The sequence below is a fragment of the Streptomyces sp. NPDC059009 genome (genome assembly GCF_042740175.1).
In the GTDB taxonomy this organism is placed as follows: Bacteria; Actinomycetota; Actinomycetes; order Streptomycetales; family Streptomycetaceae; genus Streptomyces.
Map to the genome: position 1 here is coordinate 82,534 of NZ_JBHYJB010000006.1, position 25,632 is coordinate 108,165.

Annotated in this window: 20 protein-coding genes; 10 read left to right on the forward strand and 10 right to left on the reverse strand. The window is 72.2% G+C overall.

Going from position 1 to position 25,632, the window contains the following annotated elements; translation table 11 throughout:
• Nucleotides 1–27 precede the first annotated feature (27 nt).
• The 7 genes from ACFWYM_RS07975 to ACFWYM_RS08005 form a co-directional block, all read right to left on the reverse strand.
• Nucleotides 28–588, reverse strand: coding sequence for a GNAT family N-acetyltransferase (locus ACFWYM_RS07975; protein ID WP_384831693.1), 561 nt, complete (start codon nucleotides 586–588; stop codon nucleotides 28–30).
• A complete protein-coding gene (locus ACFWYM_RS07980) occupies nucleotides 572–2,002 on the reverse strand; it encodes a pyridoxal phosphate-dependent decarboxylase family protein (RefSeq protein ID WP_384831695.1) in 1,431 nt (476 codons plus the stop codon). Before ACFWYM_RS07980 ends, ACFWYM_RS07975 begins: the two co-directional genes overlap by 17 nt.
• A gap of 155 nt (nucleotides 2,003–2,157) precedes the next feature.
• Nucleotides 2,158–3,204, reverse strand: coding sequence for an ABC transporter substrate-binding protein (locus ACFWYM_RS07985; protein WP_384831698.1), 1,047 nt, complete (start codon nucleotides 3,202–3,204; stop codon nucleotides 2,158–2,160).
• 116 nt (nucleotides 3,205–3,320) lie between these two features.
• A complete protein-coding gene (locus tag ACFWYM_RS07990; protein ID WP_384831701.1) occupies nucleotides 3,321–4,475 on the reverse strand; it encodes an acyl-CoA dehydrogenase family protein in 1,155 nt (384 codons plus the stop codon).
• A 5-nt stretch (nucleotides 4,476–4,480) separates the two neighbouring features.
• Nucleotides 4,481–5,413 (reverse strand): hydroxymethylglutaryl-CoA lyase, encoded by a 933-nt coding sequence (locus ACFWYM_RS07995; RefSeq protein WP_384832098.1) that lies wholly within the window; start codon nucleotides 5,411–5,413, stop codon nucleotides 4,481–4,483.
• 17 nt (nucleotides 5,414–5,430) lie between these two features.
• Nucleotides 5,431–7,371, reverse strand: coding sequence for an acetyl/propionyl/methylcrotonyl-CoA carboxylase subunit alpha (locus ACFWYM_RS08000; RefSeq protein WP_384832101.1), 1,941 nt, complete (start codon nucleotides 7,369–7,371; stop codon nucleotides 5,431–5,433).
• Between the two features lie 32 nt (nucleotides 7,372–7,403).
• The gene (locus ACFWYM_RS08005) at nucleotides 7,404–9,020 is read right to left on the reverse strand and encodes a carboxyl transferase domain-containing protein (protein ID WP_384831704.1); all 1,617 of its coding nucleotides are present in this window, start codon (nucleotides 9,018–9,020) and stop codon (nucleotides 7,404–7,406) included.
• Nucleotides 9,021–9,107: 87 nt separating this feature from the next.
• Between ACFWYM_RS08005 and ACFWYM_RS08010 the strand changes: the two genes are divergently transcribed.
• From ACFWYM_RS08010 to ACFWYM_RS08025, 4 genes are all read left to right on the forward strand, one after another.
• The gene (locus tag ACFWYM_RS08010; protein WP_384831707.1) at nucleotides 9,108–9,698 is read left to right on the forward strand and encodes a TetR/AcrR family transcriptional regulator; all 591 of its coding nucleotides are present in this window, start codon (nucleotides 9,108–9,110) and stop codon (nucleotides 9,696–9,698) included.
• Nucleotides 9,699–9,815: 117 nt separating this feature from the next.
• A complete protein-coding gene (locus ACFWYM_RS08015; RefSeq protein WP_384831710.1) occupies nucleotides 9,816–10,973 on the forward strand; it encodes an acyl-CoA dehydrogenase family protein in 1,158 nt (385 codons plus the stop codon).
• Between the two features lie 27 nt (nucleotides 10,974–11,000).
• Entirely contained in the window at nucleotides 11,001–11,870 is an 870-nt protein-coding gene (locus ACFWYM_RS08020; RefSeq protein WP_384831713.1) for an acyl-CoA thioesterase, read from the forward strand.
• A 43-nt stretch (nucleotides 11,871–11,913) separates the two neighbouring features.
• Entirely contained in the window at nucleotides 11,914–12,885 is a 972-nt protein-coding gene (locus tag ACFWYM_RS08025; RefSeq protein ID WP_384831716.1) for a cation diffusion facilitator family transporter, read from the forward strand.
• Here the strand turns inward: ACFWYM_RS08025 and ACFWYM_RS08030 are convergent.
• Nucleotides 12,846–13,634, reverse strand: a complete 789-nt coding sequence (locus ACFWYM_RS08030) for a phosphatase (RefSeq protein WP_384831719.1) — start codon at nucleotides 13,632–13,634, stop codon at nucleotides 12,846–12,848. The two genes, ACFWYM_RS08025 and ACFWYM_RS08030, sit on opposite strands and share 40 nt — an antisense overlap.
• A gap of 61 nt (nucleotides 13,635–13,695) precedes the next feature.
• Nucleotides 13,696–15,237: a PucR family transcriptional regulator gene (locus ACFWYM_RS08035; RefSeq protein ID WP_384831722.1), complete on the reverse strand. Its 1,542-nt coding sequence runs from the start codon at nucleotides 15,235–15,237 to the stop codon at nucleotides 13,696–13,698.
• A 132-nt stretch (nucleotides 15,238–15,369) separates the two neighbouring features.
• On the opposite strand from ACFWYM_RS08035, the gene ACFWYM_RS08040 reads away from it, so the two are divergent.
• From ACFWYM_RS08040 to ACFWYM_RS08060, 5 genes are all read left to right on the forward strand, one after another.
• Nucleotides 15,370–16,836, forward strand: a complete 1,467-nt coding sequence (locus tag ACFWYM_RS08040) for a sodium:solute symporter (RefSeq protein WP_384831725.1) — start codon at nucleotides 15,370–15,372, stop codon at nucleotides 16,834–16,836.
• Between the two features lie 43 nt (nucleotides 16,837–16,879).
• Nucleotides 16,880–17,851, forward strand: coding sequence for an agmatinase (gene speB / locus ACFWYM_RS08045; RefSeq protein WP_384831728.1), 972 nt, complete (start codon nucleotides 16,880–16,882; stop codon nucleotides 17,849–17,851).
• Nucleotides 17,848–19,536 carry a thiamine pyrophosphate-binding protein gene (locus tag ACFWYM_RS08050; protein ID WP_384831731.1) on the forward strand — a complete coding sequence of 563 codons (1,689 nt, stop codon included), beginning with the start codon at nucleotides 17,848–17,850 and terminating at the stop codon, nucleotides 19,534–19,536. The genes speB and ACFWYM_RS08050 overlap by 4 nt, the downstream gene beginning before the upstream one ends.
• A 131-nt stretch (nucleotides 19,537–19,667) precedes the next feature.
• Complete coding sequence (locus ACFWYM_RS08055) at nucleotides 19,668–20,612, forward strand: serine hydrolase (protein WP_384831734.1); 945 nt, start codon at nucleotides 19,668–19,670, stop codon at nucleotides 20,610–20,612.
• A 137-nt stretch (nucleotides 20,613–20,749) separates the two neighbouring features.
• Nucleotides 20,750–24,499, forward strand: coding sequence for an ABC transporter ATP-binding protein (locus ACFWYM_RS08060; protein WP_384831737.1), 3,750 nt, complete (start codon nucleotides 20,750–20,752; stop codon nucleotides 24,497–24,499).
• On the opposite strand, the gene ACFWYM_RS08065 is transcribed toward ACFWYM_RS08060, so the two are convergent.
• The gene (locus ACFWYM_RS08065) at nucleotides 24,483–25,016 is read right to left on the reverse strand and encodes a hypothetical protein (RefSeq protein ID WP_384831740.1); all 534 of its coding nucleotides are present in this window, start codon (nucleotides 25,014–25,016) and stop codon (nucleotides 24,483–24,485) included. The two genes, ACFWYM_RS08060 and ACFWYM_RS08065, sit on opposite strands and share 17 nt — an antisense overlap.
• A 158-nt stretch (nucleotides 25,017–25,174) precedes the next feature.
• On the opposite strand from ACFWYM_RS08065, the gene ACFWYM_RS08070 reads away from it, so the two are divergent.
• Nucleotides 25,175–25,603 (forward strand): hypothetical protein, encoded by a 429-nt coding sequence (locus tag ACFWYM_RS08070; protein ID WP_384831743.1) that lies wholly within the window; start codon nucleotides 25,175–25,177, stop codon nucleotides 25,601–25,603.
• The last annotated feature ends 29 nt before the right edge of the window (nucleotides 25,604–25,632 follow it).

The following is a 25,632-nucleotide window of genomic DNA, read 5'->3' on the forward strand; positions in this document are numbered from 1 at the left end:
ACGGCCGGCCGGGCACAGCCCTTCGGCTCAGACCGCCAACGCCCTTTCCAGGACGGCGAATCGGATGGCCGCCGCCTCGAACTGGGAGCGCGTGCAGAAGCTCAGCAGTACACCCGCCTCCGGTGCCTCCGGCCTCTCGGTCTCGCGTACGACTTCGAAGCCGACCAGCTCGTGCAGGTCCTGCGCGGCCGTGTCGCTCACATCGTCCTCGGCGACGACGACGCGGGCGGCCGCCGGGTCGGCGAACAGGAACTCCATGATCGTGGTGAGCACGGCCCGGACGCAGCCGTGCTCGGGCCGGTCGTCCGCCGGCATGAGGAAGCGCATGCCGACGTCGCCGGGCTCGGGCTCGTACAGGCCGGCCAACTCGTCGCTGTGCCGCGGGTCGTAGCGCTCCAGGAGGAACGCGGGCGTGCCGTCGCGCAGCCCGAGGAACGCCTCGCGGTGCTCGGACGCGGCGACGGCCATGCACTCCCGCTCCACGTCGACGAGCCGGGACCCGCGCGTGCGGGTCACCCAGCGGTGGACGGTCTCGGAGTCGGTGAGGGGGTCGAGGGCGCGGACGGTGAAGTCAACTGGCGCGAACAAGGGAGTCTCCCAGGTACTGCTCGGCGTGACCGGCGATGAGGTCCAGGACGGCCGCGATGTCGGCGGTGGTCGTCTCGGGGTTGAGCAGGGTGAACTTCAGGTACTGGCGGTTGCCCGCCCTGACCCCGGCGACGACCGCGTCACCGGCGGCGAACAGGGCCTTGCGGGCGTAGAGGTTGGCGCGGTCGATGTCGGCGGGGCTCGTGACGGCCGAGGGGATGTAGCGGAAGACGAGGGTGGCGAGCCGGGGCTCCACGACGACGTCGAATCGGGGGTCGGCGGCGATCATCTTCCAGCCGGCGGAGGCCAGTCGGCACGCCTCGTCGAAGAGCGAGCCGATCGCGTCGGCGCCCATCACGCGCAGCGTCATCCACAGTTTGAGGGCGTCGAAGCGGCGGGTGGGCTGCGGGGACTCGTCGGCCTGGCCGGGGACGCTCGCGCGCACGCCGTGGTCCCGGACCCCGCGGTCCCGGACTCGGCGGTCCCGCACCAGGACCGCCGATGAACTCACCGGCTGGAAGAAGGACTTGTGGAAGTCGACCGTCACGGAGTCGGCGTGCTCGATCCCGTCGAGGAGGTGACGCCGGGTGGTGGAGGCCAGCAGTCCGCAGCCGTACGAGGCGTCGACGTGCAGCCATGTCTCGTACTGGGCGCAGAGCTCGGCGATCTCGGGGAGCGGGTCGATGGAGCCGAAGTCGGCGGTCCCCGCGGTCGCGACGACGGCCATGGGGACGAGGCCCTCGCGGCGGCAGCGCGCCAGCTCGCGGGCGAGCGCGACGGTGTGCATGCGCTTGTGCCGGTCGACGGGGACGGTGACGACGGCGTCCGCGCCGAGTCCGAGCAGCCGGGCGGTCCGCCGGACGCCCCGGTCGCCCGCCGCGGAGGTGAACACGCGCAGTCGGGCGGGGTCGGGTTCCCCGGCCTCCTCGCGCTCCTCGCGGGCGAGCAGGAGCGCCTGGAGGTCGGCCTGGGCGCTGTCGCCGGTGAACGTGCCGTCGGCGGCCGGTCCGAGGCCGAGGCGCTCGGTGGTCCAGTCGACGATCCTGCGCTCGATGAGGGTGGCGCCCGTGGACCGGTCCCAGGTGTCGAGCGAGGAGCCGACCGCCGAGAGCACGGCCTCGCCGAGGAGGGCGGGGATCACGACGGGGGAGTTGGGGTGGGCGAGGTGGCGGGGGTGGTGGGAGTGGACGGCGTCGCGCAGGTAGAGCTCGTCGAGCTCGTCCAGGGCGGCGATGGTGTCGTGCAGCGGGGCGTCCAGGTCGACGGCCTCGACGCGCGGGGCGAGGCCGTCGGCGGTGACTTCGGTGAACGGCCGGTCGGTGGTGGCGAGTCCGGCCGCCACCCGCTCGATTCCTTCGGTCACGGAGCCGCGGTACCGCTCCGCGGTCGTGTCATTGAGCAGGTGCGAGCGCATCAACTGTCCTCGGGGCAGGAGGGGTAGTAACTAAGGTAAGCCTAACCTAATTTACCTCTCCTTCGGGTCCGGAGGCAGGGGGAAACAGAACCGCCCCCTCCGGTGAGCGGAGGGGGCGGTTCGGGGCGCCGGGCGGGGCTGCTGCCCGGGTGGGCTCAGCTCACCTTCTTCGCCTTCTCGATGGCCTCGGCGAGGTTCTCGAGGATGGGCGCGCACTTGTCGTACGAGTAAATGGGCTCCGTGACACGGGGGATGACCTGTCCGGCCTTGACCGCGGGGAGCTTCTTCCAGGTCGGCTTGTCCAGGTCGGCGGGCTGGATGGCCGAGGTGCGGTTGTCCATCATGATGATGTCCGCGTCGTACTTGTCGACGTTCTCCCAGCTGAGGTTCTCGAACCAGCCGCCGGACGCCTTCAGGGTCTTGGCGGGCGGCTCGACGAAGTTCACGCCGAGCGCCTTGAAGTACTCCAGGTCGGCGGAGAGGTTCGTGCCGGAGACGTAGAACAGCTCCTGGCTCGCGGAGCCGACCATGACCTTGATGTCCTTGCGCGCCTTGGCGGCCTTGCGCAGCCGCTCCGCGGCGGCCTCGAAGCGCTTCTTCGCCGCGACGACCTTGGCGGCCTTCACGTCGGCGCCGAGCGACTCGGCGAGCGCGAGCAGGCGCTGCAGGGGCTGGGTCATCTGGCGGTCGTAGACGCTGATGCCGACGCTGGGCGCGAGCTTCAGGATCTTGTCCTTGGAGTCCTCGGGGACGTACCAGAGGGTGCCCTTGGCGTCGAACATCGTCGAGATCAGGAGCTCGGGCGCGAGGGCGGCGTACTTCTCGATGTTGAACTGGTCCCAGGCGTTGCCGAGGATCTCGACCTTGGAGATGTCGAGGTCGCCGGCCTGCACGTCGGGCTTGCCGTCCTTGGTCTTCGTCGGGCCGAAGACGCCCTTGACCTGGACCCCGTAGTCGTGGAGGGCGGCGGCGACGCCGGTGAACGCGACGATGTTCCTGGGGGCGGTGTCGCGCTTGGCCGTGGTGCCGCGGTCGTCCTTGAAGCTCCAGGGGCCGGACGTGCCCGCGCCCGCCGTGTTGCCGCCGCCCGAGCCGTCCTTCTTCTCGCTGCCGCAGGCGGCGAGCGCGGCGGTCAGCCCGAGGGCGCCGCCTGCGGCGAGGACGCCTCGGCGGGAGAGCTGAGGGAGGCGGGCGTGGGCCATGGGACGGTCCTGCTTTCACTGCGCTGGCTGGAACGGGGCTTAGGTTAACCTAACCTAAGACCTGTTCCGGCCAGTGGCCCCAGGCCCTCGCCGAGCCCGGTCGGCCCGTGGGCCCGTCAGCCCGTGAAGCCCAGCTCTCTCGCGATCAGCATGCGCTGGACCTCGCTCGTGCCCTCCCCGATCTCCAGGATCTTGGAGTCGCGCCACATGCGCGCCACCGGGTACTCGTTCATGAAGCCGTAGCCGCCGTGGATCTGTGTGGCCTCGCGCGCGTTGTCCACGGCCACCGTCGACGAGTACAGCTTCGCGATCGCCGCCTCCTTCTTGAACGGCTCGCCGCTCACCAGGCGCGAGGCCGCGTCCCGCCAGCCGATGCGGGCCATGTGCGCCCGCATCTCCATGTCGGCCAGCTTGAACTGGATCGCCTGGTTCGCGCCGATCGGGCGGCCGAACGCGTGCCGCTCCTTCGCGTACTTCACCGACTCGTCCACGCAGCCCTGCGCGAGCCCCGTCGCGAGCGCCGCGATCGCGACCCGGCCCTCGTCGAGGATGCGCAGGAACTGGGCGTAGCCGCGGCCCTCCTCGCCCAGCAGGTTCGCCGCGGGGACGCGGACGTCCGAGAAGGACAGCTCCCGGGTGTCCGAGGCGTTCCAGCCGACCTTCGAGTACGGGGCGGCGACCGTGAAGCCCGGGGTGCCGGACGGGACGATGATCGCGGAGATCTCCGGGCGGCCGTCGGGCTTGCGGCCGGTGACCGCCGTCACCGTGACCAGGTCCGTGATGTCCGTACCGGAGTTGGTGATGAAGCACTTCGAGCCGTTGATCACCCAGTCGTCGCCGTCGCGCACCGCCGTCGTGCGCGTGCCGCTCGCGTCTGAGCCGCCGTCCGGCTCAGTGAGGCCGAAGGCGCCGAGCGCCTCACCGGCGCAGAGACGGGGGAGCCACGCGCGCTTCTGCTCCTCCGTGCCGAACAGGTGCAGCGGCATCGCGCCGAGCGAGACGCCCGCCTCCAGGGTGATCGCCACGGACGAGTCGACCCGGGCGAGCTCCTCCAGGGCGATGCCGAGCGCCAGATAGTCGCCGCCCATGCCCCCGTACTCCTCGGGGAAGGGCAGCCCGAACAGGCCCATGCGGCCCATCTCGCGCACGATCTCGTACGGGAATTCATGGCGCTCGTAGAAGTCGCCGATCTTCGGGGCGACGACGTCGTGCGCGAACTCCTCGACGGTGCGGCGGAGTTCCTCGTGCTCGGAAGAGAGCTGGTGGTCCATCGTTCTCACTGCTCCTGGTGGTTCAGGGCGCGGACGGTGCGGGACGGGCTCGGTCGGCCCAACTGCTCGGCCATCCACACGCTGGTGGCGGTGAGACGGCCCAGGTCGACCCCGGTGTCGATGCCGAGTCCCCGCAGCATCCACACGAGGTCTTCGGTGGCGAGGTTGCCGGTGGCGCTCTTCGCGTACGGGCAGCCGCCGAGGCCGCCCGCCGACGCGTCCACCGTCGTCACGCCGTGCTGCAGGGCCGCCAGGGTGTTGGCGAGCGCCTGCCCGTACGTGTCGTGGAAGTGCACGCCGATGCGGTCGGTCGGCACGCCCTCCTCGTTGAGCTCGGAGAGGAGGTCCTGGACGTGGCCGGGGGTGGCCACGCCGATGGTGTCGCCGAGGCTCAGCTCGTCACAGCCCATGTCCATCAGGGACTTGGCGACGCGGACGACCTGATGGACGGGGACCGCGCCCTCCCAGGGGTCGCCGAAGCACATCGAGAGATAGCCGCGCACGTGCACCTTCGCGGCCCGGTCCGCCTTGGCGCGGGCCACCACCGGCTCGAACATGGCGAGGGCCTCGTCCAGCGAGCGGTTGAGGTTGGCCTTGGCGAAGGACTCGGTGGCGCTGGCGAAGACGGCGACGCGGTGCGCGCCGAGGGCCAGGGCGCGGTCCAGGCCGCGGGCGTTCGGCACCAGGACCGGGAGGTGGACACCCTTCAGGTCCCCGAGGAGCGGGAACAGCTGCTCCGCGTCGGCCAGTTGGGGCACCCACTCGGGGCGCACGAAGCTGGTCGCCTCGACGGTGGTGAGCCCCGCGTCGGCGAGGCGGTGGATGAACTCGGCCTTCACCTCGGTCGGCACGGCCGTCTTCTCGTTCTGCAGGCCGTCCCGGGCGCCCACCTCGTGGATGCGGACCCGCGCGGGCAGGTCGGGTGCGGGAACGGTCATGGGCAGTCCGTCGACGCTCACTTGGCGTCCTCCTCCGCTGCGGGGGCGACCACGGCGAGCACCTGGTCCATGGCGACGGTGGTGCCCGGGGTGACGTCCAGCTCGGTGACGGTGCCCGCGTGGGGCGCGGAGATGAGGTGCTCCATCTTCATCGCCTCCACCACCAACAGGCCCTGTCCCGCGGTGACTTCGTCGCCCACGGCCACCTTCACGACGGTGACGGTGCCGGGCATGGGGGCGGTGAGCGAGTCGGCGCCGGAGCGGGCGGTGCCGGTGAGGCTCGCCGCGACGGGGTCGTGGTCCTGCACGCGCCAGGAGTCGCCGTCGCGGCCCAGCCAGTCGTCGGCGTACGTGAACGTGTGCAGCGCCCCTTCGTGGGCGACCGAGACCCGCTCGTGCGTGACGGTGGCGCCTTCGGGGGCGGCGTGCGTGACGGGCTCCTGGCCCGGCGCCCGGAGCCAGTGGGTGAGCGGCGCTGGGGTGCCGCCGAGCCGCCAGCCGCTGGGCTCGGCGAACGGGTCCCGCCAGCCGTCGCCCTTCGGGGCCAGCCGTTCGGTGCGCACCGCCGCCGCGGCCGCGTACACCTCGTCCGGCACCCCGGCCTCCACGAGGGACTCCGCCTCCCGCTCCACCAGGCCCGTGTCCAACTCGCCCGCCACCACGGCCGGATGGGCGAGGAGGCGCCTGAGGAAGCCCGCGTTGGTGGGCACGCCCAGCGTGACCAGCTCCGCGAGAGCCGCGCGCAGCTTGCGCAGGGCCGTCGCGCGGTCGGGGCCGTACGCGATGACCTTGGACAGCATCGGGTCGTAGAGGCTGCCGACCTCCGTGCCCTCGCTGAGCCCCGAGTCCGTGCGCACGCCGTCGCCGGACGGCTCGTGCAGGGCGAGGATCGTGCCGCCCGAGGGGAGGAAGCCTCTGGATGGGTCCTCGGCGCAGATGCGGGCCTCCACCGCGTGGCCGGTGAGGGTGATGTCGTCCTGGGAGAAGGGGAGTTGCTCGCCCCCCGCCACCCGGAGCTGCCACTCCACCAGGTCCAGGCCGGTGATCAGCTCCGTGACCGGATGCTCCACCTGGAGGCGGGTGTTCATCTCCATGAAGTAGTACGAGGAGGGGTCAGTGCCGGGGACGATGAACTCCACCGTGCCCGCGCCCGCGTACCCGCAGGAGCGCGCCGCCTGGGCCGCGGCCTCACCCATCGCGGCCCGCGTCTTCTCGTCGAGCAGGACCGAGGGCGCCTCCTCGATGATTTTCTGGTGGCGGCGCTGCAGGGAGCACTCGCGCTCGCCGAGGTGGACCACGTTCCCCTGGCCGTCCGCGAGGACCTGGATCTCGATGTGCCGGGGGCGGTCGATCCAGCGCTCCACGAGCAGTGTGTCGTCGCCGAAGGAGGCGCGGGCCTCGCGCCGGGCGGCGGCGATCTCGTCGCCGAGCAGCGCCTCGTCGCGCACCAGGCGCATGCCCTTGCCGCCGCCGCCCGCGCTGGGCTTGAGGAGGACCGGCGTGCCGATCTCCCGTGCGGCGGCCGCCAGTTGGTCGTCGGTCAGGCCGCTGCCGGAGGAGCCGGGGACCACCGGGACGCCGGCCTTCGCGACCGTCTCCTTGGCGCGGATCTTGTCGCCCATGAGGGAGATCGCGTCGGCGGGCGGGCCGATGAAGGCAAGGCCCGCCCCGGCGCAGGCGCGCGCGAACTCCGCGTTCTCCGCGAGGAAGCCGTAGCCCGGGTGGACGGCCTGGGCGCCGGTGCGGGCGGCCGCCTCCAGGATGCGCTCGATGGAGAGGTAGCTCTCGGTGGCGGGGGCCGGGCCGATCCGTACGGCGGTGTCGGCCTCCTTCACGTGCCGGGCGTCCGCGTCCGCGTCGCTGTACACGGCGACCGAGCGGACGCCGAGGGCGCGCAGCGTGCGGATGACGCGGACCGCGATCTCGCCACGGTTGGCGACGAGGACCGTGTCGAACATCGTCGGGCTCTTCGAAGTCACTGTCGCTCCCCTTACATCCGGAAGATGCCGAACTGGGGGTCGCCCAGTGGCGCGTTGGCGCAGGCGGTCAGGGCCAGACCCAGGACCTGTCGGGTCTCCATGGGGTCGATCACGCCGTCGTCCCAGAGGCGGGCCGTCGCGTAGTAGGCGTTGCCCTGGGTCTCGTACTGCGCGCGGATGGGGGCCTTGAACGTCTCCTCGTCCGCGGCGGGCCACTGCTCGCCGCGCGCCTCCAACTGGTCGCGCTTGACGGTCGCGAGGACCGACGCGGCCTGCTCGCCGCCCATGACGGAGATCTTGGCGTTGGGCCACATCCACAGGAAGCGGGGGCTGTAGGCGCGGCCGCACATCGAGTAGTTGCCCGCCCCGTACGAGCCGCCGATGACGACCGTCAGCTTGGGCACCCGGGTGCAGGCCACCGCCGTGACCATCTTGGCGCCGTGCTTGGCGATGCCGCCCGCCTCGTAGTCCCGGCCGACCATGAAGCCCGAGATGTTCTGCAGGAAGACCAGCGGGATGCCGCGCTGGTCGCACAGCTCGATGAAGTGGGCGCCCTTCTGGGCGGATTCGGCGAACAGGATGCCGTTGTTCGCGACGATGCCGACCGGGTGGCCGTGCAGGTGCGCGAAGCCCGTCACCAAGGTCTGCCCGAACTCGGCCTTGAACTCGGCGAATTGAGAGCCGTCCACCACGCGCGCGATGACTTCCCGTACGTCATAGGGAGTGCGCGAGTCCGTGGGCACCGCTCCATAGAGGCCCGCCGGGTCGACCTTGGGCTCCTGCGGGGTCCGCACCGCCCAGGGCAGCTCCCCGCGCGCGGGGAGGGTCGAGGCGATGGTGCGGACGATCCGCAGCGCGTGCGCGTCGTCCTCCGCGAGGTGGTCGGTGACGCCGGAGACGCGGGAGTGCACCTCGCCGCCGCCGAGCTCCTCGGCCGTCACGACCTCGCCGGTCGCGGCCTTCACCAGCGGGGGGCCGCCCAGGAAGATCGTGCCCTGGTTGCGGACGATCACCGCCTCGTCGCTCATCGCGGGCACATAGGCGCCGCCCGCCGTGCAGGAGCCGAGGACGGCCGCGATCTGCGGGATCCCGGCCCCCGACATCCGCGCCTGGTTGTAGAAGATCCGCCCGAAGTGCTCCCGGTCGGGGAAGACGTCGTCCTGCATGGGCAGGAAAGCGCCGCCCGAGTCCACCAGGTAGACGCAGGGGAGGCGGTTCTCCAGGGCCACCTCCTGGGCGCGGAGGTGCTTCTTCACCGTCATCGGGTAGTACGTGCCGCCCTTGACCGTGGCGTCATTGGCGACGATCACGCACTCGCGGCCGCTGACCCGGCCGATGCCCGCGATGACGCCGGCCGCCGGGGCATCGCCCCCGTACAGCCCGTCGGCCGCCAAAGGGGCCAGCTCCAGGAACGGGGAGCCGGGGTCGAGGAGGGTGTCCACGCGGTCGCGGGGCAGCAGCTTGCCGCGCGCCACATGGCGGGCCCGGGAGCGCTCGCCGCCGCCGAGGGCCGCCGCGGCGAGCTTGGCCCGCAACTCGTCGACCAGGGCGCGATGTCCCGCCTCGTTCGCCCGCCAGGTGTCGGACGCGGGATCAGCCGCGCTCGTCAGCACCGGTGCCTGCTGCATCCGTCGAGCCCCCTTGCTCGGTTAATGAGCGTTAACGCGTTTCCTTAAGGTTAACGACCGCTAACCGGCCTGTCTAGAATTGCTTTCATGGCCACCAGAACCGACGCCCCCACCCGCCGCGAGCAGATCCTCCGGGAGGCCGCCCGGCTCTTCGCCGAGCGCGGCTTCCATGGCGTCGGCGTGGACGAGATAGGGGCCGCCGTCGGCATCAGCGGCCCCGGTCTCTACCGGCACTTCGCGGGCAAGGACGCGATGCTCGCCGAGCTGCTCGTCGGGATCAGCGGGCAGCTCCTGACGGGCGGCAAGCGCCGGGTCGCGGAGTCCGACGGGTCGCCGGACGCGCTGCTCGACTCGCTCATCGACGGCCACATCGACTTCGCGCTCGACGACCGCCCGCTCATCACCCTGCACGACCGCGAGCTCGACCGCCTCCGGGACAGCGACCGCAAGCTGGTCCGCCAGCTCCAGCGGCAGTACGTGGAGCTCTGGGTCGACGTGGTCCGCCAGGTCTACCCGGACCTCGCGGAGAACGCGGCGCGGGTCTCGGTGCACGCGGTCTTCGGCCTGCTCAACTCCACCCCGCACCTCAGCCGCAGGGACGCGGTGCCGAGCCGCACCGGCATGGCGGAGCTGCTGCACCGCCTCGCGCGCGGGGCGTTCGCGGCCGCCGCCGGGTGAGCTCCCCGGCCACCTCCGCGTGACTCACATCTCTGGACGCTCTGGTGACTCCCGGGTAACGTGCCTCTGAGCAAGCGCTTAGTTGCCGTGGGCACCGTAGGTAGAGGGAGTCTTTCCGTGCGCCGTACCGTATTCAACGAGGACCACGAGGCGTTCCGGGAGACACTCCGGGCCTTCATCGAGGCCGAGGTCGTCCCCGTCTACGACGAGTGGTTCGCCGCCGGTCAGGCCCCCCGCGACTTCTACTACAAGCTCGCCGAGCTCGGCATCTTCGGCATCCGCGTCCCCGAGGAGTTCGGCGGCGCGGGCATCGACTCGCACAAGTTCGAGGCCGTGATGTACGAGGAGACCGCGCGCGCGGGTGTCTCCTTCGGCGGCTCCGGCGTGCACGTGCTGCTCGGCCTGCCGTACATCCAGATGCTCGCCAGTGACGAGCAGAAGAAGCGCTACCTGCCCAAGTTCTGCTCCGGCGAGGAGATGTGGGCCCTCGCGATGACCGAGCCGGGCACCGGCTCCGACCTCGCGGGCATGAAGACCACCGCCAAGCTCTCCGAGGACGGCACGCACTACGTCCTCAACGGCGCCAAGACCTTCATCACCGGCGGTGTGCACGCCGACCGCGTCATCGTCTGCGCCCGCACCGCCGCCCCGACCGAGCAGGACCGCCGCCACGGCATCTCTCTGTTCGCCGTCGACACCAAGTCCGAGGGCTACTCGGTCGGCCGCAAGCTCGACAAGCTCGGCCTGAAGGTCTCCGACACCGCCGAGCTGGCGTTCGTCGACGTGAAGGTGCCCGTCGAGGACCTGCTCGGCGAGGAGAACAAGGGCTTCTACTACCTCGGCCAGAACCTGCCCTCCGAGCGCTGGGGCATCGCCTTCGGCGCCTACGCGCAGGCCAAGGCCGCCGTCCGGTTCGCCAAGGAGTACGTCCAGGACCGCACGGTCTTCGGCAAGACGGTCGCGTCCTTCCAGAACACGAAGTTCGAACTGGCCGCCTGCCAGGCCGAGGTGGACGCCGCCGAGGCCGTCGCCGACCGCGCCCTGGAGGCCCTCGACGCGCACGAGCTGACCCCGGCCGAGGCCGCCTCCGCCAAGCTGTTCTGCACCGAGGTCGCGCACCGCGTCATCGACCGCTGCCTCCAGCTGCACGGCGGCTACGGCTTCATGAACGAGTACCCGATCGCCCGCCTGTACGCGGACAACCGCGTCAACCGGATCTACGGCGGCACCAACGAGGTCATGAAGATGATCATCGCGAAGGACATGGGCCTCTGACGCGACGGGCGAGCATCAACTCCCACCATGAGTACGGCACTTGAGTCACTCCTCGATCTGCTCGACCTGGAGCGGATCGAGGAGGACATCTTCCGGGGCGTGAGCCGGCCGGCGATCGTGCCCCGCGTCTTCGGCGGGCAGGTCGCCGCACAGGCCCTCGTCGCGGCCGGACGCACCGTCCCCGACGACAGGTACGCGCACTCCCTGCACGCGTACTTCCTGCGCCCCGGCGACCCCGGCGCGCCCATCGTCTACACCGTCGACCGGATCCGCGACGGGCGCTCCTTCACCACGCGCCGCGTCGTGGCGGTCCAGCACGGACAGCCGATCTTCCACCTCTCGGCCTCCTTCCAGGCGTACGAGGAGGGCCTGGACCACCAGGAGCGGATGCCGGCCGCACCCGACCCGGAGTCGCTGCCCACCGCCGCCGAGATGCTGCCCCGGCACCTCCCGGCGGACGTGGCCGACCGCCTCGTCAAGGCGCGCGGAGCCGTCGACCTCCGCTACGCCGACGTGCCGCCATGGGGCACCGTCGGACAGCCCCGCGAGCCCCGCTCCCAGGTGTGGTTCCGCACCAACGGCAAGCTCGACGGCGCCATCGACGAACACTTGCTGCACGTCTGCCTCGCCACCTACGTGTCCGACATGACGCTGCTCGACTCGGTGCTGCTCGCGCACGGCCGGGGCGGCTGGGCGGTCGGCGACGTGGTCGGGGCCTCGCTCGACCACGCGATGTGGTTCCACCGGCCCTTCCGCGCGGACGAGTGGCTGCTCTACGACCAGGAGTCGCCGTCGGCCTCCGGCGGGCGCGGCCTCGGGCAGGCGCGGATCTGGACGCGGGACGGGCGGCTCGCGGTGACGGTGATTCAGGAGGGTGTGGTGCGGGTTCCCCGCTGACGGCCGTTCGCGTTCCGTGCGGATCGGACATAACGTCCCGTACATGAGTGAGCAAGCGTCAGCGGGCGGCGGCGAGAGCACCTTCACCGTCATCGTCGCGGCCGCCGCCAACCTCGGCATCGCGGCCGCCAAGGCCGTCGCGGGCGTCATCAGCGGCTCCAGCGCGATGCTCTCCGAAGCGGCGCACTCGGTGGCCGACACGGTCACCGAGCTGATGCTCCTCGTCTCGCTCAAGAGCAGCGAGCGCCCCGCCGACGAGGACCACCCGCTCGGCTACGGCGGTGCCCGCTACGTGTGGGCGCTGCTCGCGTCCGTCGCCACCTTCGTCGGCGGTGGCGTCTTCGCCGTGTACGACGGGATCCACACCCTCACGCACGGCGAGGAACCGGGCAACCCGCTCGTCTCGTACGTCGTCCTGGGCGTCGCCTTCCTCCTGGAGGGCTACTCGCTGCGCACCGGCCTCAAGCAGGCGCGCGGCGAGGCGGACCGCTTCGGGGTGCACGTGAAGCACTACCTGCGGCACACCCCGGACACCGCGGTGAAGGCCGTCGTGATGGAGGACTCCGCCGCCCTCGTCGGCCTCGTCCTCGCGGCGGGCGGACTGCTCGGCGGGCAGCTCACCGGGTCGGGGGTGTGGGACGGCGTCGCCTCGCTGTGCATCGGCGTGCTGCTCGTGTACGTGGCCTGGGTGCTCGGGCACGCCAACTCCGAGCTCCTGATCGGGCGTCCGCTGCCCAAGGAGATGCGCGCCGCCGTACGCGAGGAGCTGCTCGCCGACCCGCACGTGGTGGACGTCCTGGAGCTGACCACGCTGCTCCAGGGGCCGGGCGAGGTCCTCGTCGCCGCCAAGGTGGACTTCCGGGACATGGCCACGGCCGGGGACATCGAGCGGGCCTGCGACACGATGGCGCGCCGGCTGCAGGAGCGGTTCCCGGCGATCAGGCGGGTCTATCTGGACCCGACGCCGGGGACCGCTCAGGAGTCGCCGGAGAGCCCCGCCGCGTCCAGCAGGTAGGCGGTCATCGGGTCGTAGAAGCGCGGGCTCGTGACGTGGTCGTCCAGGGGCACCGTCACCTGCAGCGTGCCCTCGGCCTCGCCGATGAACAGCGCCGGGTCGTTGCAGTCCGCGTAGCCCATGGAGTCCAGGCCGCGCTGGCCCGCGCGGCCCGCCCAGCCGTGGTCGGCGACGACGAGGTCGGGCTGCGGGCGGCCCGCGCGCTCCAGGCCGTCCAGGATCGCGTTCATCGGCTCGGGGGAGTGGGTGTGCCACAGCGTCGCGCCGCGCTCCAGGACCGCGACGTCGGCGAACTGGAAGACCATGCCCTCGTCGGCCGTCAGGCCCTCGGGGATCACGACGATCTCGCAGCCCGCCGCGCGCAGGGCCGCCGCCGTCGCCCGGTGCACGTCGAGCAGGCCGCCCGGGTGGCCGGTCGCGAACAGGACGCTCTGCTTGCCCGCGGCGGCCTTGCGCAGCCGGGCCGCCATCCGCTCCAGGGCGTCGACGGTGAGCTCCGGGTCGATGGTGTCCTGGCCGTGGCGGTGTTCCGCGTCGTCGTTCACGCCGCAGCGCTCGGCCATCACCGCGAGGACGTCCTGCTCGTCGGTCCAGCGGTCGCCGAGCTCCAGGCCGAGCCAGTAGTGCCGGTCGCCGTTCGCGAGCTTCCGGTAGTGGGAGAGGTTGTTCTCGCGGGGCGTGGCGACGTCGCCCGCGATGCGGGAGCGGACGAGGTGTTCGACGAGCGCGGCACGGCTGGGTATCGGCATGGATCTATTGTGCCGCTGCATGCGGGCGGAGGGCGCGGCAGTTCCGAACGGTGGACGCGGCTCACACCCTGTCAAGGAGGCGCCCGAGAGCGAACCACAGCTCCATGCGGACGTCCGGGTCGTCCAGGTCCGTGCCGAGCAGGCTCGCGCAGCGGCCGATCCGCTGGCGCACCGTGTTGCGGTGCACGGCGAGTGCGACCGCCGTGCGGTCCCAACTGCCGTGCAGGGACAGCCAGGTGCGCAGGGTCTCGGTCAGCGGCGCGCTGTCGCCGAGCGGGGCGAGCAGCACGCGCGCGTGGGCGTCGGCCTCGGCGGGCGCGACCAAGGAGGCGAGCCCGCCGTCGCGGTGGCGCACCAGGGGAGCGCGGGTGGCCTCGGCGCGGCGCAGGGCTCGGGCCGCCTGGGTGTCGGCGGCGGCCAGGTCGCCGGGGGCGGCGGGGGCGGAGAGGCCGAGGGTCCAGCCGTCCAGGGGAGCCACCTCCTTGTCGGCGGCGACAAGGAGACGTACGACATCGTCCCGCGCCGCCACGGGGGCGGTCGCAGGGGCATCTGCAGCGGCATCCACCAGCGCGGTGCCGAGCGCCGCCGCGAGCGCGGCCGCGGCCAGCGGACCGCGCTCCCCGCGCGCGTGCACCACGCTCCAGCGATCGCCGCCCAGAAGAGGCCCGACGTCCCCGGGAGCGGCGCCGAGCAGCAGCCGTACGAGGGCGGCGGAGCGGGCCGCTTCGGGGGCGCCCTGGTGTTCCCCGGTGAGCAGCGACAGGAGCACGACGGCGGCGCCCGCGATGGTGTGGTCGCCCGGTGCGCGGCCCTCCGTGGCGAGCGCCAGGGCGAAGCCGCGGCGGCCGCCGAGCGCGTACGCCGTGAGGTGGGCGCCCGCCACGGTGTCCGACGCGGAGGCGGGGCGCCCCGGTCCCCGTACCACCGCGGCGAGCTCTCCCAGCGCCGCCCGCGCACCGTGTGGCGGGCGCCCCGCGGCCTGGAGCTCCGCCCCGTCGGGGCCGTACAGGACCGCCGATCCGCCGATCCGCGACGCCAGTTGGCGCAGCACCGCGGCGACCGGGTGCGGCCGGGCCGCCGCCGAGGCCAGGCCCTGCTGCGCCTCGGTGACCCGGCGCAGCTCCGCGTGCCGGGCCTGCGCCATCAGCTGCCACACGGCGCGGGCGACCCCGCTGAACGTCGTGCGCTCCGGCACCTCCAGGAGCGGCAGGCCGGCGCGCTCGCAGGCCGCCACGAGGGCGGCCGGAACCGTGTCGTGCACGGGCGCGACCCCGAAGCCGAGGGCCGCGCCGCCCGCCGCGACGATCCGCTCCACATAGGCGTCGAGATGGCCGTCGGCGCCCGTCGGGTCCGCGATGTGCACGCCCGCCGTGAGCAGCAACTCGCCGCCGAGGAGGTACGGGTAGGGGTCCGCCATCTCTGAGGTGTGCACCCAGTGGACGGCGGTGCCGGCCGTCCCGGCGGCGTCCGGGCCCGCGATCTGCCGCAGGCCCAGGTCCTCGCGGGCGAGGAGGGCGGTGAGCGGGACGGGCGGGGTGGGGGGCGCGGGAGGAGCGGGAGGAGTGGGCGGAGCGGGGAGGGACGGGGCGGCGCGGTCGGGCATGGTGGACGATCCATCCATCTCAAGCGTGGGAGATGGAGGAAACGTACACTTCTCCGTCTCTTTCCGGCCACCTAAGGTCAGGGGCCGAGCCACCCCCCGATGAACGAGGTACCCGCGAGAGAGCGAGCTCCCATGGCCGTCGACTACACCGTGATCGTCGTCTATCTGGCGGGGATGCTGGCCATGGGCTGGTGGGGCATGCGCCGCGCGAAGTCCAAGGCCGAGTTCCTCGTCGCGGGCCGCCGCCTCGGCCCCTGGATGTACTCCGGCACCATGGCCGCGATCGTCCTCGGCGGCGCCTCCACGATCGGCGGCGTCGGGCTCGGCTACCGGTACGGGCTCTCCGGCGCCTGGATGGTCTTCACCATCGGGCTCGGCCTGCTGGCCCTGAGTGTCTTCTTCTCCGCCCGCATCGCGCGCCTGAAGGTCTACACCGTCTCCGAGATGCTCGACCTGCGCTACGGCGGACGCGCGGGCGTCCTCTCCGGAGTGGTCATGTGGGCGTACACGCTGATGCTCGCCGTCACCTCGACCATCGCCTACGCCACGATCTTCGACGTGCTCTTCGACCTGAACCGGACCGTGGCGATCGTCCTCGGCGGCTCCATCGTCGTCGCGTACTCGACGCTCGGCGGGATGTGGTCGATCACCCTCACCGACATGGTGCAGTTCGTGGTGAAGACCATCGGGGTGCTGCTCCTGCTGCTGCCGATCGCCGTCGTCAAGGCCGGTGGCTTCGGCGAGATGAAGGCCGAGCTGCCCGGTGCGTACTTCGAGCCGCTGGGGATCGGCGGCGAGACGATCTTCACGTACGTGCTGATCTACACGTTCGGCATGCTCATCGGGCAGGACATCTGGCAGCGCGTCTTCACGGCCCGCAGCGACAAGGTCGCCCGCTACGGGGGCACTGTCGCGGGCACGTACTGCCTCGTCTACGCGCTCGCGGGTGCCGTCATCGGGACGGCCGCGAAGGTCATGTACCCGAAGCTGCCGAGTGCGGACTCCGCGTTCGCGACGATCGTGAAGGACGAACTGCCGGTGGGGATACGGGGGTTGGTGCTGGCCGCCGCGCTGGCCGCCGTGATGTCGACGTCCTCCGGAGCGCTCATCGCCTGCGCCACCGTCGCCAACAACGACATCTGGTCGCGGCTGCGCGGCGCCGTGCGGGCCGGTGCGGGCGACGAGCCGCACGACGAGGTGCGGGGCAACCGTGCCTTCATCCTCGTCATGGGCGTCGCCGTGATCCTCATCGCCATCGCCCTCAACGACGTCGTCGAGGCCCTGACCGTCGCCTACAACCTGCTCGTCGGCGGGCTGCTCGTGCCGATCCTCGGCGGGCTGCTGTGGCGGCGGGGGACGGGGGCGGGGGCGCTCGCGGCCGTCGGCGCGGGCGGGCTCTCCGTCGTCGGGCTCATGTGGGGGTACGGGATCCTCGCCAACGAGCCTGTGTATTACGGGTTGTTGAGCTCGCTCGTGGTGTATGTGGGGGTCTCGCTGGCCACGAAGCCGACAGACGCGGCGGTGCTCGCCGCCTGGCGTGAGCGGCTCGCCGGGCGGGGCGTCGAACCCGTGGCTCAGGCCACTCCCGTACCTCAGTAAAGTCAGAATCAGCAGTTTTACGCAGGAAAGAAGGCACACCTACATGAACGGCAACGAAGCGCCCCGCGGCCCCGTCGACTCCTCCCGCATCCCCCGCTACGCCGGCCCCGCCACGTACGCCCGGCTGCCCCGGCTCGACGAGGTGGGCGGGAAGGCGGACGTCGCCGTCGTCGGCGTGCCCTTCGACACCGGGGTGTCCTACCGGCCCGGCGCCCGCTTCGGGGGCAACGCCATCCGGGAGGCGAGCCGGCTCCTTCGGCCCTACAACCCGGCGCAGGACGCCTCGCCCTTCGCGCTCGCGCAGGTCGCGGACGCCGGGGACATCGCGGCCAACCCGTTCAACATCAACGAGGCCGTCGAGACCATCGAGGCGGCCGCCGACGACCTGCTCGGCTCCGGCGCCCGCATGATGACCCTCGGCGGTGACCACACCATCGCCCTGCCGCTCCTGCGGAGCGTCGCCAAGAAGCACGGGCCGGTCGCGCTGCTCCACTTCGACGCCCACCTGGACACCTGGGACACGTACTTCGGCGCCGAGTACACGCACGGGACCCCCTTCCGGCGGGCGGTGGAGGAGGGGATCCTCGACACCTCCGCCCTGTCGCACGTGGGCACCCGCGGGCCGCTCTACGGCAAGCAGGACCTCACCGACGACGAGAAGATGGGCTTCGGCATCGTCACCTCGGCGGACATCTACCGCCGTGGCGCCGACGAGGTCGCCGACCAGCTGCGCCAGCGCATCGGCGACCGGCCGCTGTACATCTCCATCGACATCGACTGCCTCGACCCGGCCCACGCGCCCGGCACGGGCACGCCGGAGGCCGGCGGCATGACCTCGCGCGAGCTCCTGGAGATCCTGCGCGGGCTCGCCTCCTGCAACCTGGTCTCCGCCGACGTGGTCGAGGTAGCGCCCGCCTACGACCACGCCGAGATCACGGCCGTGGCCGCCTCCCACACCGCGTACGAACTGACGACGATCATGTCCCGCCAGATTGCCGAGGCCCGCGCGAAGTGACTCACGACCACGACCTGGTGCTCCGTCCGACCCCGGCCCAGACGGAGGCCGCGCTGAACCCTCCACCGGGCCGCCGGGGCGGAGACCTGGTCGTGGAGACCCTCGCCGGGCTCGGCGCGACCACCGTCTTCGGACTGCCCGGCCAGCACGCGCTCGGCATGTTCGACGCGCTGCGCCGCTCCTCGCTGACGTACGTCGGGCTGCGCGTCGAGAACAACGCGGGGTTCGCGGCGGACGCCTACGGGCGAATCACCGGTGAGGCCGCCCCGCTGCTGCTGTCCACCGGGCCCGGCGCGCTGATGTCGCTCGCCGCGCTCCAGGAGGCGGCGGCCGCGTCCGCGCCGGTCCTCGCCATCGGCAGCCAGGTCCCGGCGGCCGGGCTCGGCGGCGGCCGCCGCGGCTATCTGCACGAACTCCGCGACCAGGCCGCCTCGTTCAGGGACGTGGTCAAGTCGGTCCACACCGCGCGCACGCAGTCGCAGATCCCCTCCGCGATCGCCGCGGCCTGGGAGTCGGCGCTGACCGCACCGCACGGACCGGTCTGGGTGGAGATCCCGCAGGACGTGCTGCTCGCCGAGGCGGAGCTGCCCGTCGTCACGGCGGTGGACGCCACGCCCGAGGAGGTCGTGCCGCGTCCCGAACTGACCGCCGTAGCCGCCGACTTGCTGTCCCGCGCCGAGCGCCCGGCGATCATCGCGGGCGGCGGCGTCGTGCGCTCCGACGCGAGCGGCAAGCTCCGGGCCCTCGCCGAGCTGGTGAACGCCCCGGTCGTCACCACCTTCGGCGGCAAGGGCGCCTTCCCCTGGGAGCACCCGCTCTCGCTCCAGTCCTGGCTGGAGGACCGGCACACCACGGACTTCCTGGAGGACGCGGACGTCCTTCTCGTGGTCGGCTCGGGACTCGGCGAACTGTCCTCGAACTACCACACGTTCACCCCGCGCGGCCGGGTCGTCCAGATCGAGGCCGACGCCGGGAAGCTGGAGTCCAACCACCCGGCGCTCGGCATCCACGCGGACGCCCGCCTCGCCCTCTCCGCCCTCCTGGAGACCATCGAGGCGCCCCGCCAGGACCCGTCGGCGCCCGAGCGGGTGCGGGCCGTCCTCGACCGCGTGCGCGAGCGCATCGACGGCCAGGAGCTCGGCCTGGAGCAGCGGCTCCTCGCCTCGGTCCGCGCGGCGCTCCCGGCCGCGGCCCCGTCCTTCTGGGACATGACGATCCTGGCGTACTGGGCCTGGTCCGCCTTCGACGCCCGCCGCCCCAACACGATGCACTCGGCGCAGGGCGCGGGCGGCCTCGGCTACGCCTTCCCCGCCGCCCTGGGCGCGGCCGTCGCGGACCCCTCGCAGCCGGTCCTCGCGGTCTCCGGCGACGGCGGCGCGATGTACTCGATCGCCGAGCTGGCCACGGCCCGGCAGTACGACCTGCCGGTGACCTGGCTGATCGTCGACGACGGCGGCTACGGCATCCTGCGCGAGTACATGACGGACGCCTTCGGGGAGCCGACGGGCACGGAGCTGGCCCGCCCCGACTTCGTCGCCCTCGCGGAGTCCTTCGGGGTGCCGGGTGTGCGCACGACCCCGGACGCGCTCCGCGACGACCTCGCGAAGGCGCTGGCCGAGCCGGGGCCTTCGGTCGTGGTGCTCCCGGCGGTCCTGAAGATGTTCGCGCCGACGCATCTGGGCTGAGGCCGACGCCCGCGGGGCTGTGACATTCCTGACCTGCCCCGATTTCCGTACAACCTTTCACCGGTACTGGTGAGTCATGTGGGGCGAGTGCGCCGGGGGGCGCGCTCGCACAGATCCCAGGGGGAACCTCCATGACTCACCCGATATCCGGGACGTCCCGGATACCCGGCCGCGCCCGCACGCTCTCGGCGGGCCTCGCCATCGGAGTGCTCGCACCGCTCGGCCTGACCGCGGCCGCCGCCACGCCCGCCGCCGCGGCGGCAACGCCCCAGGTCAGCTGCTCCTCGCAGCAGGCGGGCCTCGCCGCGAAGCTGAAGAAGGACATCACCGCGGCCCTGAAGAACCGCAAGGGCACCGTCGCCGTCGGCCTCTACGACCGCACCACCAGGACCAGCTGCACCCTGCGCGCGGGCACCTCCTTCGACTCGGCGAGCGTCGTCAAGGTGACCGTCCTCGCGACGCTGCTGTGGGACGCGAAGAAGACCGAGCGGCGGCTGTCGACGCGGGAGTCGGACCTCGCGTACGCCATGATCACCAAGTCGGACAACGCGGCCACCAGCAAGCTCTGGCGCCAGCTCGGCACCACCAAGGTCAAGGGCTTCCTCAAGGCCGCCAAGATGACCAGGACCGTACCCGGTTCGGGTGGCTACTGGGGGCTCACCCGCATCAACGCGACCGACGAGCAGAAGCTCCTCGCGCTGATCACCGCCAAGAACACGGTCCTCAGCGACAACGCCCGCGCCTACGTCCTGAAGCTGATGGGCAAGGTCGTCCCGTCCCAGCGCTGGGGCACCCCGGCGGGAGCGCCGTCCGGCACCGCGATCCACGTCAAGAACGGCTGGCTGCAGCGGTCCACGCACGGCTGGCGGGTGCACAGCATCGGCGCCTTCAAGGGCGGCGGCCACGACTACACGATCTCGGTGCTCACGCACGGCAACAGCTCCATGAACTACGGCGTCACCACCATCCAGGGCGTGGCCAAGGCCGTCCACAAGGACCTGGCGCCGCGCACACAGCGCCGGTACGCGCCCACCACCGCGCCCCAGGAGGCGTTCGTGGCGGTTCCGCAGGCGTAGGACGTACGTCTCCGCAGGCGTACGTCCCGGGGACCAGTGGCCTCGGCCGCTGGTCCCCGTTTTGTTGCGGAGGGATGAAATCCGGTCACCCTTGTGTTGGGGCTCTCGGCAGGTCAGGTCGACGAGAGGCACACACGGTGGCTGAGCAACGGGGCTGGGGCAAGCGATTGGCGGGGTACGCCTGGCGCTACCCCAAGGACGTCGTCCTCGCGCTCGGGTCCTCCCTCGGCGGCATGGCCGTCATGGCCCTCGTCCCGCTGATCACGAAGGTGATCATCGACGACGTGGTCGAGGACCGCACCCGCTCCATGGCCCCCTGGGCGGGCGCCCTGATCGGCGCCGCCGTCCTCGTCTACGTCCTCACCTACGTCCGCCGCTACTACGGCGGCCGCCTCGCCCTCGACGTCCAGCACGACCTGCGCACCGAGATGTACGGGACGATCACGAAGCTGGACGGGCGGCGCCAGGACGAGCTGTCCACCGGGCAGGTCGTCGGGCGTGCCACCAGCGACCTGCAGCTGATCCAGGGCCTGCTCTTCATGCTGCCGATGACGATCGGCAACATCCTGCTCTTCCTGATCTCCCTCGTGATCATGGCGTGGCTCTCCCTGCCGCTCACCCTCGTCGCCCTCGCCGTCGCCCCCGCCCTCTGGTACATCGCCCGCCGCTCCCGCTCCCGCCTCCACCCCGCCACCTGGTACGCGCAGGCCCAGGCCGCCGCCGTCGCGGGCGTCGTCGACGGCGCCGTCTCCGGCGTCCGCGTGGTGAAGGGCTTCGGGCAGGAGGAGCAGGAGACCGGGAAGCTCAGGGAGGTCGGCCGCAAGCTCTTCGCGGGCCGGCTGCGCACCATCCGGCTCAACTCCCGCTACACGCCCGCCCTCCAGGCCGTCCCGGCGGTCGGGCAGGTCGCGATGCTGGCGCTCGGCGGCTGGCTCGCGGTGCGCGGCGAGATCACCCTCGGCACCTTCGTCGCCTTCTCCACCTACCTCGCGCAGCTCGTCGGGCCCGTGCGGATGCTCGCCATGGTCCTCACCGTCGGCCAGCAGGCCCGCGCCGGCGTCGAGCGCGTCCTCGAACTCATCGACACCGAGCCGACGCTGGCGGACGGGGCGAAGGAGCTGCCCGCCGACGCCCCGGCGACTGTCGAATTCGACGACGTCGGCTTCGCCTACGAGGAAGGGCGGCCGGTCCTGGACGGACTGACCTTCCAGATATCCCCGGGCGAGACCCTCGCCGTCGTCGGCTCCTCCGGCAGCGGCAAGTCCACCGTCTCGCTGCTCCTGCCGCGCTTCTACGACGTGACGCACGGCGCCGTCCTCATCGGCGGCCACGACGTGCGCGAGCTGACCCTCGACTCGCTGCGCTCCGCCATCGGGCTCGTGCCCGAGGACTCCTTCCTCTTCTCCGACACGGTCGGCGCCAACATCGCGTACGGCCATCCCGGCGCCACCCAGGAGGAGATCGAGACGGCCGCGCGCGCCGCCCAGGCCGACCGCTTCATCGCCGAGCTGCCCGAGGGCTACGACACCAAGGTCGGCGAGCAGGGCCTCACCCTCTCCGGCGGCCAGCGCCAGCGCATCGCCCTCGCCCGCGCCATCCTCACCGACCCCCGCCTCCTCGTCCTGGACGACGCCACCTCCGCCGTGGACGCCCGCGTCGAGCACGAGATCCACGAGGCGCTCCGGGGCGTCATGGCGGGCCGCACGACGCTCCTCATCGCGCACCGCCGCTCCACCCTCGGCCTCGCCGACCGCATCGCCGTCCTCGACGACGGCCGCCTCGCCGACCTCGGCACCCACGAGGAGCTGCAGGAGCGCTCCGCCCTCTACCGGCGCCTGCTCACCGACCCGGACGAGCTCGGCGGGGTCTCGCCGGGGCGGGCCGTGCCCGTCGAGGTGCCCGAGGACACGACCGTACGAGAAGAGCTCGACGCCGAGTTCGACGCCGAGCGCGGCATCACGCCCGCCCTGTGGACCGGCGACCGCGAGCCGAAGGACACCGCGCTGTCCGGGATGCCGTCGACGCCCGAACTCCTCGCCCAGGTCGACGCGTTGCCTCCGGCCACCGACACCCCCGACATCGACGAGGCGCGTGCCGTCACGCCCGAGGAGTCGTACGGGCTGCGCAGGCTCCTCGCCGGATTCGGCAAGCCGCTTCTCTTCGCGCTGCTCCTGGTCGCCGTGGACGCGGGCATGGGCCTGCTGCTCCCCGTCCTGATCCGGCACGGCATCGACGACGGCGTCAACCGCCTCGCGATGGGCGCCGTCTGGACCGCCGCCGGGCTCGCGCTCGCCGCCGTCGTGGTGCAGTGGGCGGCGCAGACCGGTGAGACGCGGATGACCGGACGTACGGGGGAGAGGGTCCTCTACTCACTCCGCCTCAAGATCTTCGCGCAGCTCCAGCGACTCGGACTCGACTACTACGAGCGGGAGTTGACCGGGCGCATCATGACCCGGATGACGACCGACGTGGACGCCCTGTCCACCTTCCTGCAGACCGGGCTCGTCACCGCCTTCGTCTCCGTCGTCACCTTCCTCGGCATCATGGGCGCGCTGCTGGTGCTCGACGTGCAGCTGGCCCTCGTGGTCTTCGCGACGCTGCCGCTGCTCGTCATCGGCACGTACTTCTTCCGCAAGGCCAGCGTGAAGGCGTACGAGCTGGCGCGCGAGCGGGTGTCGGTGGTCAACGCCGACCTCCAGGAGTCCGTCGCGGGCCTCAGGATCCTGCAGGCGTTCGGGCGGGAGCGCGCGGGCGGCGAGCGGTTCGCCGCGAACAGCCACAGCTACCGGCAGGCCCGCATCCGCGGCCAGTGGCTGATCTCCGTGTACTTCCCGTTCGTGCAGCTCCTGTCGTCGGTCGCCGTCGTCGCGGTGCTCGTCGTGGGCGCGAACCGGGTGGAGGCGGGCACCCTGACGACCGGTGCCCTGGTCGCCTACCTCCTCTACATCGACCTGTTCTTCGCCCCCGTCCAGCAGCTGTCCCAGGTCTTCGACGGCTACCAGCAGGCCACGGTCTCCCTCGGCCGCATCCAGGAGCTGCTGCGCGAGCCCGCGTCCACGAAGTCCGCCGACGCCCCGCGCGACGTCCTGTCGCTGCGCGGCGAGATCGCCTTCGAGGACGTCGGCTTCGCCTACAACGCCGCGGACGGCGAGGGCGCGCCGGAGGAGGCGCTGAGCGACGTGCGCCTGCACATACCCGCCGGCCAGACCGTCGCCTTCGTCGGCGAGACGGGCGCGGGCAAGTCGACCCTCGTCAAGCTCGTCGCCCGCTTCTACGACCCGACGGACGGCCGCGTCACCGTGGACGGCGCCGATCTGCGCGAGCTGGACATGACCTCGTACCGGCACCGCCTCGGCGTCGTGCCGCAGGAGGCGTACCTCTTCGCGGGCACCGTGCGCGACGCGATCGCCTACGGCCGCCCCGACGCCACCGACGCCCAGGTGGAGGCGGCGGCCCGCGCGGTCGGCGCGCACGAGATGATCGCCACCCTCGACGGCGGCTACCTCCACGAGGTCGCCGAGCGCGGCCGCAACCTCTCCGCCGGACAGCGGCAGTTGATCGCCCTGGCCCGCGCGGAGCTCGTCGACCCGGACATCCTCCTGCTCGACGAGGCCACCGCCGCCCTGGACCTCGCGACCGAGGCCCAGGTCAACCACGCCACGGACCGCATCGCGGGCCGCCGCACCACGCTCGTGGTCGCCCACCGCCTGACCACGGCCGCCCGCGCGGACCGCGTGGTCGTGATGGACCACGGCCGGGTCGCGGAGGACGGCACGCACGAGGAACTCGTGACGCGCGGGGGCCGGTACGCGGAGCTGTGGCGGACGTTCGTCGGGGAATCCCCGGACGGGGCCGAGGCCCCGGCGGGGGTCAGTACTTCGCGGTGATGTCGGAGATCTTCCGCGTCTCCAGGTCCGAACGGACGCTCAGATACGTGTACGTGACGTGCTTGCCGGTGCCCCAGGTGAGCCGGACCGTCGAGTAGGTGTGCCCCATGGCGTTGTCGCCCGGGGTCACCTTCCAGGCGCTCGGCACGTTCTGGGCGCGCAGCACGCCGTCCGCGTCGTGCCGCTTCTCCCAGGTGAGCAGCCGGGCCCGCAGGTCCTTGGTCAGGTAGAAGTTCCGCGCCTGCGCGGCCAGGGCGTTGCTGCCCGGGTCGTTGGCCACGTCGATGTACGCGCCGTAGAAGTGGGCGACCCGGTCGTAGGCGGGTCCGGGGCTGCCGCTGCGGGCGGGGTGCCCGGCGGGCCCGGCCTCGGCGGACACGGGGGAGGCGGGGGAGGAGGTGGAGGAGGTGGAGGTGTGGGTGTACGCGGCGGACGGGACCGCCGCTCCGGCGACGAGCAGCGCGGCGGAGGCCAGAACGGTCTTGCCGCGCCACGGCGTACGGGTCAAACGAGTCATCAGAGACCCCTTTCACGCTCTGCCCTGTTGGACATCGGGTGTGCACGGGAGGTTGCCCCCAAACACGGCAAAAAGTACGAGAGATTCCGCAACCGCCTGCCTGCGGCCGTGCGTCGGTACCTCAGTACGCTGATGCCGTTGTGGTGGGAGGGGAAGTCGTGAGAGGTGCTGGCAGCCGTGGCCGACGTGGTCGACGTGGCCGGATATGGTGCCGCTTCGCGGGGCCGCTCGCCGTCCTGACCGCCGCCGCGCTCCTCGTGCTCACCGGCCCCGCCGCGGGCACGGCGGGCGCCGCCGTCGCCGCGGACTGCGCCGGCCGCAAGGTGCACACCTTCGCGTTCAGCACCGGCAAGCTCGTCGTCTACAAGGACGACCGCTATGTGTGCGCCGTGACCTACACGAAGCGCCCCGGCGTGCGCCGGACCATGTCCGTCAGCATCCAGGTGCGCGGCAGCCGCCCGGCCCGCGACAAGGGCCGCTATACGCACCACGCGGGCCCGGTGAAGGTGTACGTGGGACACCGCTGCGTGTGGGTGCGCGGGAAGGTCGGCGGGAGCGGGGTCAGCAAGGGCTGGATCCTCTGCTGAGGAGCACGGTGCCGGATCTCCTGCCGAGG

What these genes read in the sequence shown, in the direction of transcription:
- ACFWYM_RS07980 (WP_384831695.1), bottom strand. Translation starts at nt 2,002, where the DNA reads ATGCGCTCGCACCTGCTCAATGACACGACCGCGGAGCGGTACCGCGGC.
- ACFWYM_RS07985 (WP_384831698.1), bottom strand. Translation starts at nt 3,204, where the DNA reads ATGGCCCACGCCCGCCTCCCTCAGCTCTCCCGCCGAGGCGTCCTCGCC.
- ACFWYM_RS07990 (WP_384831701.1), bottom strand. Translation starts at nt 4,475, where the DNA reads ATGGACCACCAGCTCTCTTCCGAGCACGAGGAACTCCGCCGCACCGTC.
- ACFWYM_RS07995 (WP_384832098.1), bottom strand. Translation starts at nt 5,413, where the DNA reads ATGACCGTTCCCGCACCCGACCTGCCCGCGCGGGTCCGCATCCACGAG.
- ACFWYM_RS08000 (WP_384832101.1), bottom strand. Translation starts at nt 7,371, where the DNA reads ATGTTCGACACGGTCCTCGTCGCCAACCGTGGCGAGATCGCGGTCCGC.
- ACFWYM_RS08005 (WP_384831704.1), bottom strand. Translation starts at nt 9,020, where the DNA reads ATGCAGCAGGCACCGGTGCTGACGAGCGCGGCTGATCCCGCGTCCGAC.
- ACFWYM_RS08010 (WP_384831707.1), top strand. Translation starts at nt 9,108, where the DNA reads ATGGCCACCAGAACCGACGCCCCCACCCGCCGCGAGCAGATCCTCCGG.
- ACFWYM_RS08020 (WP_384831713.1), top strand. Translation starts at nt 11,001, where the DNA reads ATGAGTACGGCACTTGAGTCACTCCTCGATCTGCTCGACCTGGAGCGG.
- ACFWYM_RS08025 (WP_384831716.1), top strand. Translation starts at nt 11,914, where the DNA reads ATGAGTGAGCAAGCGTCAGCGGGCGGCGGCGAGAGCACCTTCACCGTC.
- ACFWYM_RS08030 (WP_384831719.1), bottom strand. Translation starts at nt 13,634, where the DNA reads ATGCCGATACCCAGCCGTGCCGCGCTCGTCGAACACCTCGTCCGCTCC.
- ACFWYM_RS08035 (WP_384831722.1), bottom strand. Translation starts at nt 15,237, where the DNA reads ATGCCCGACCGCGCCGCCCCGTCCCTCCCCGCTCCGCCCACTCCTCCC.
- ACFWYM_RS08040 (WP_384831725.1), top strand. Translation starts at nt 15,370, where the DNA reads ATGGCCGTCGACTACACCGTGATCGTCGTCTATCTGGCGGGGATGCTG.
- speB (WP_384831728.1), top strand. Translation starts at nt 16,880, where the DNA reads ATGAACGGCAACGAAGCGCCCCGCGGCCCCGTCGACTCCTCCCGCATC.
- ACFWYM_RS08055 (WP_384831734.1), top strand. Translation starts at nt 19,668, where the DNA reads ATGACTCACCCGATATCCGGGACGTCCCGGATACCCGGCCGCGCCCGC.
- ACFWYM_RS08065 (WP_384831740.1), bottom strand. Translation starts at nt 25,016, where the DNA reads ATGACTCGTTTGACCCGTACGCCGTGGCGCGGCAAGACCGTTCTGGCC.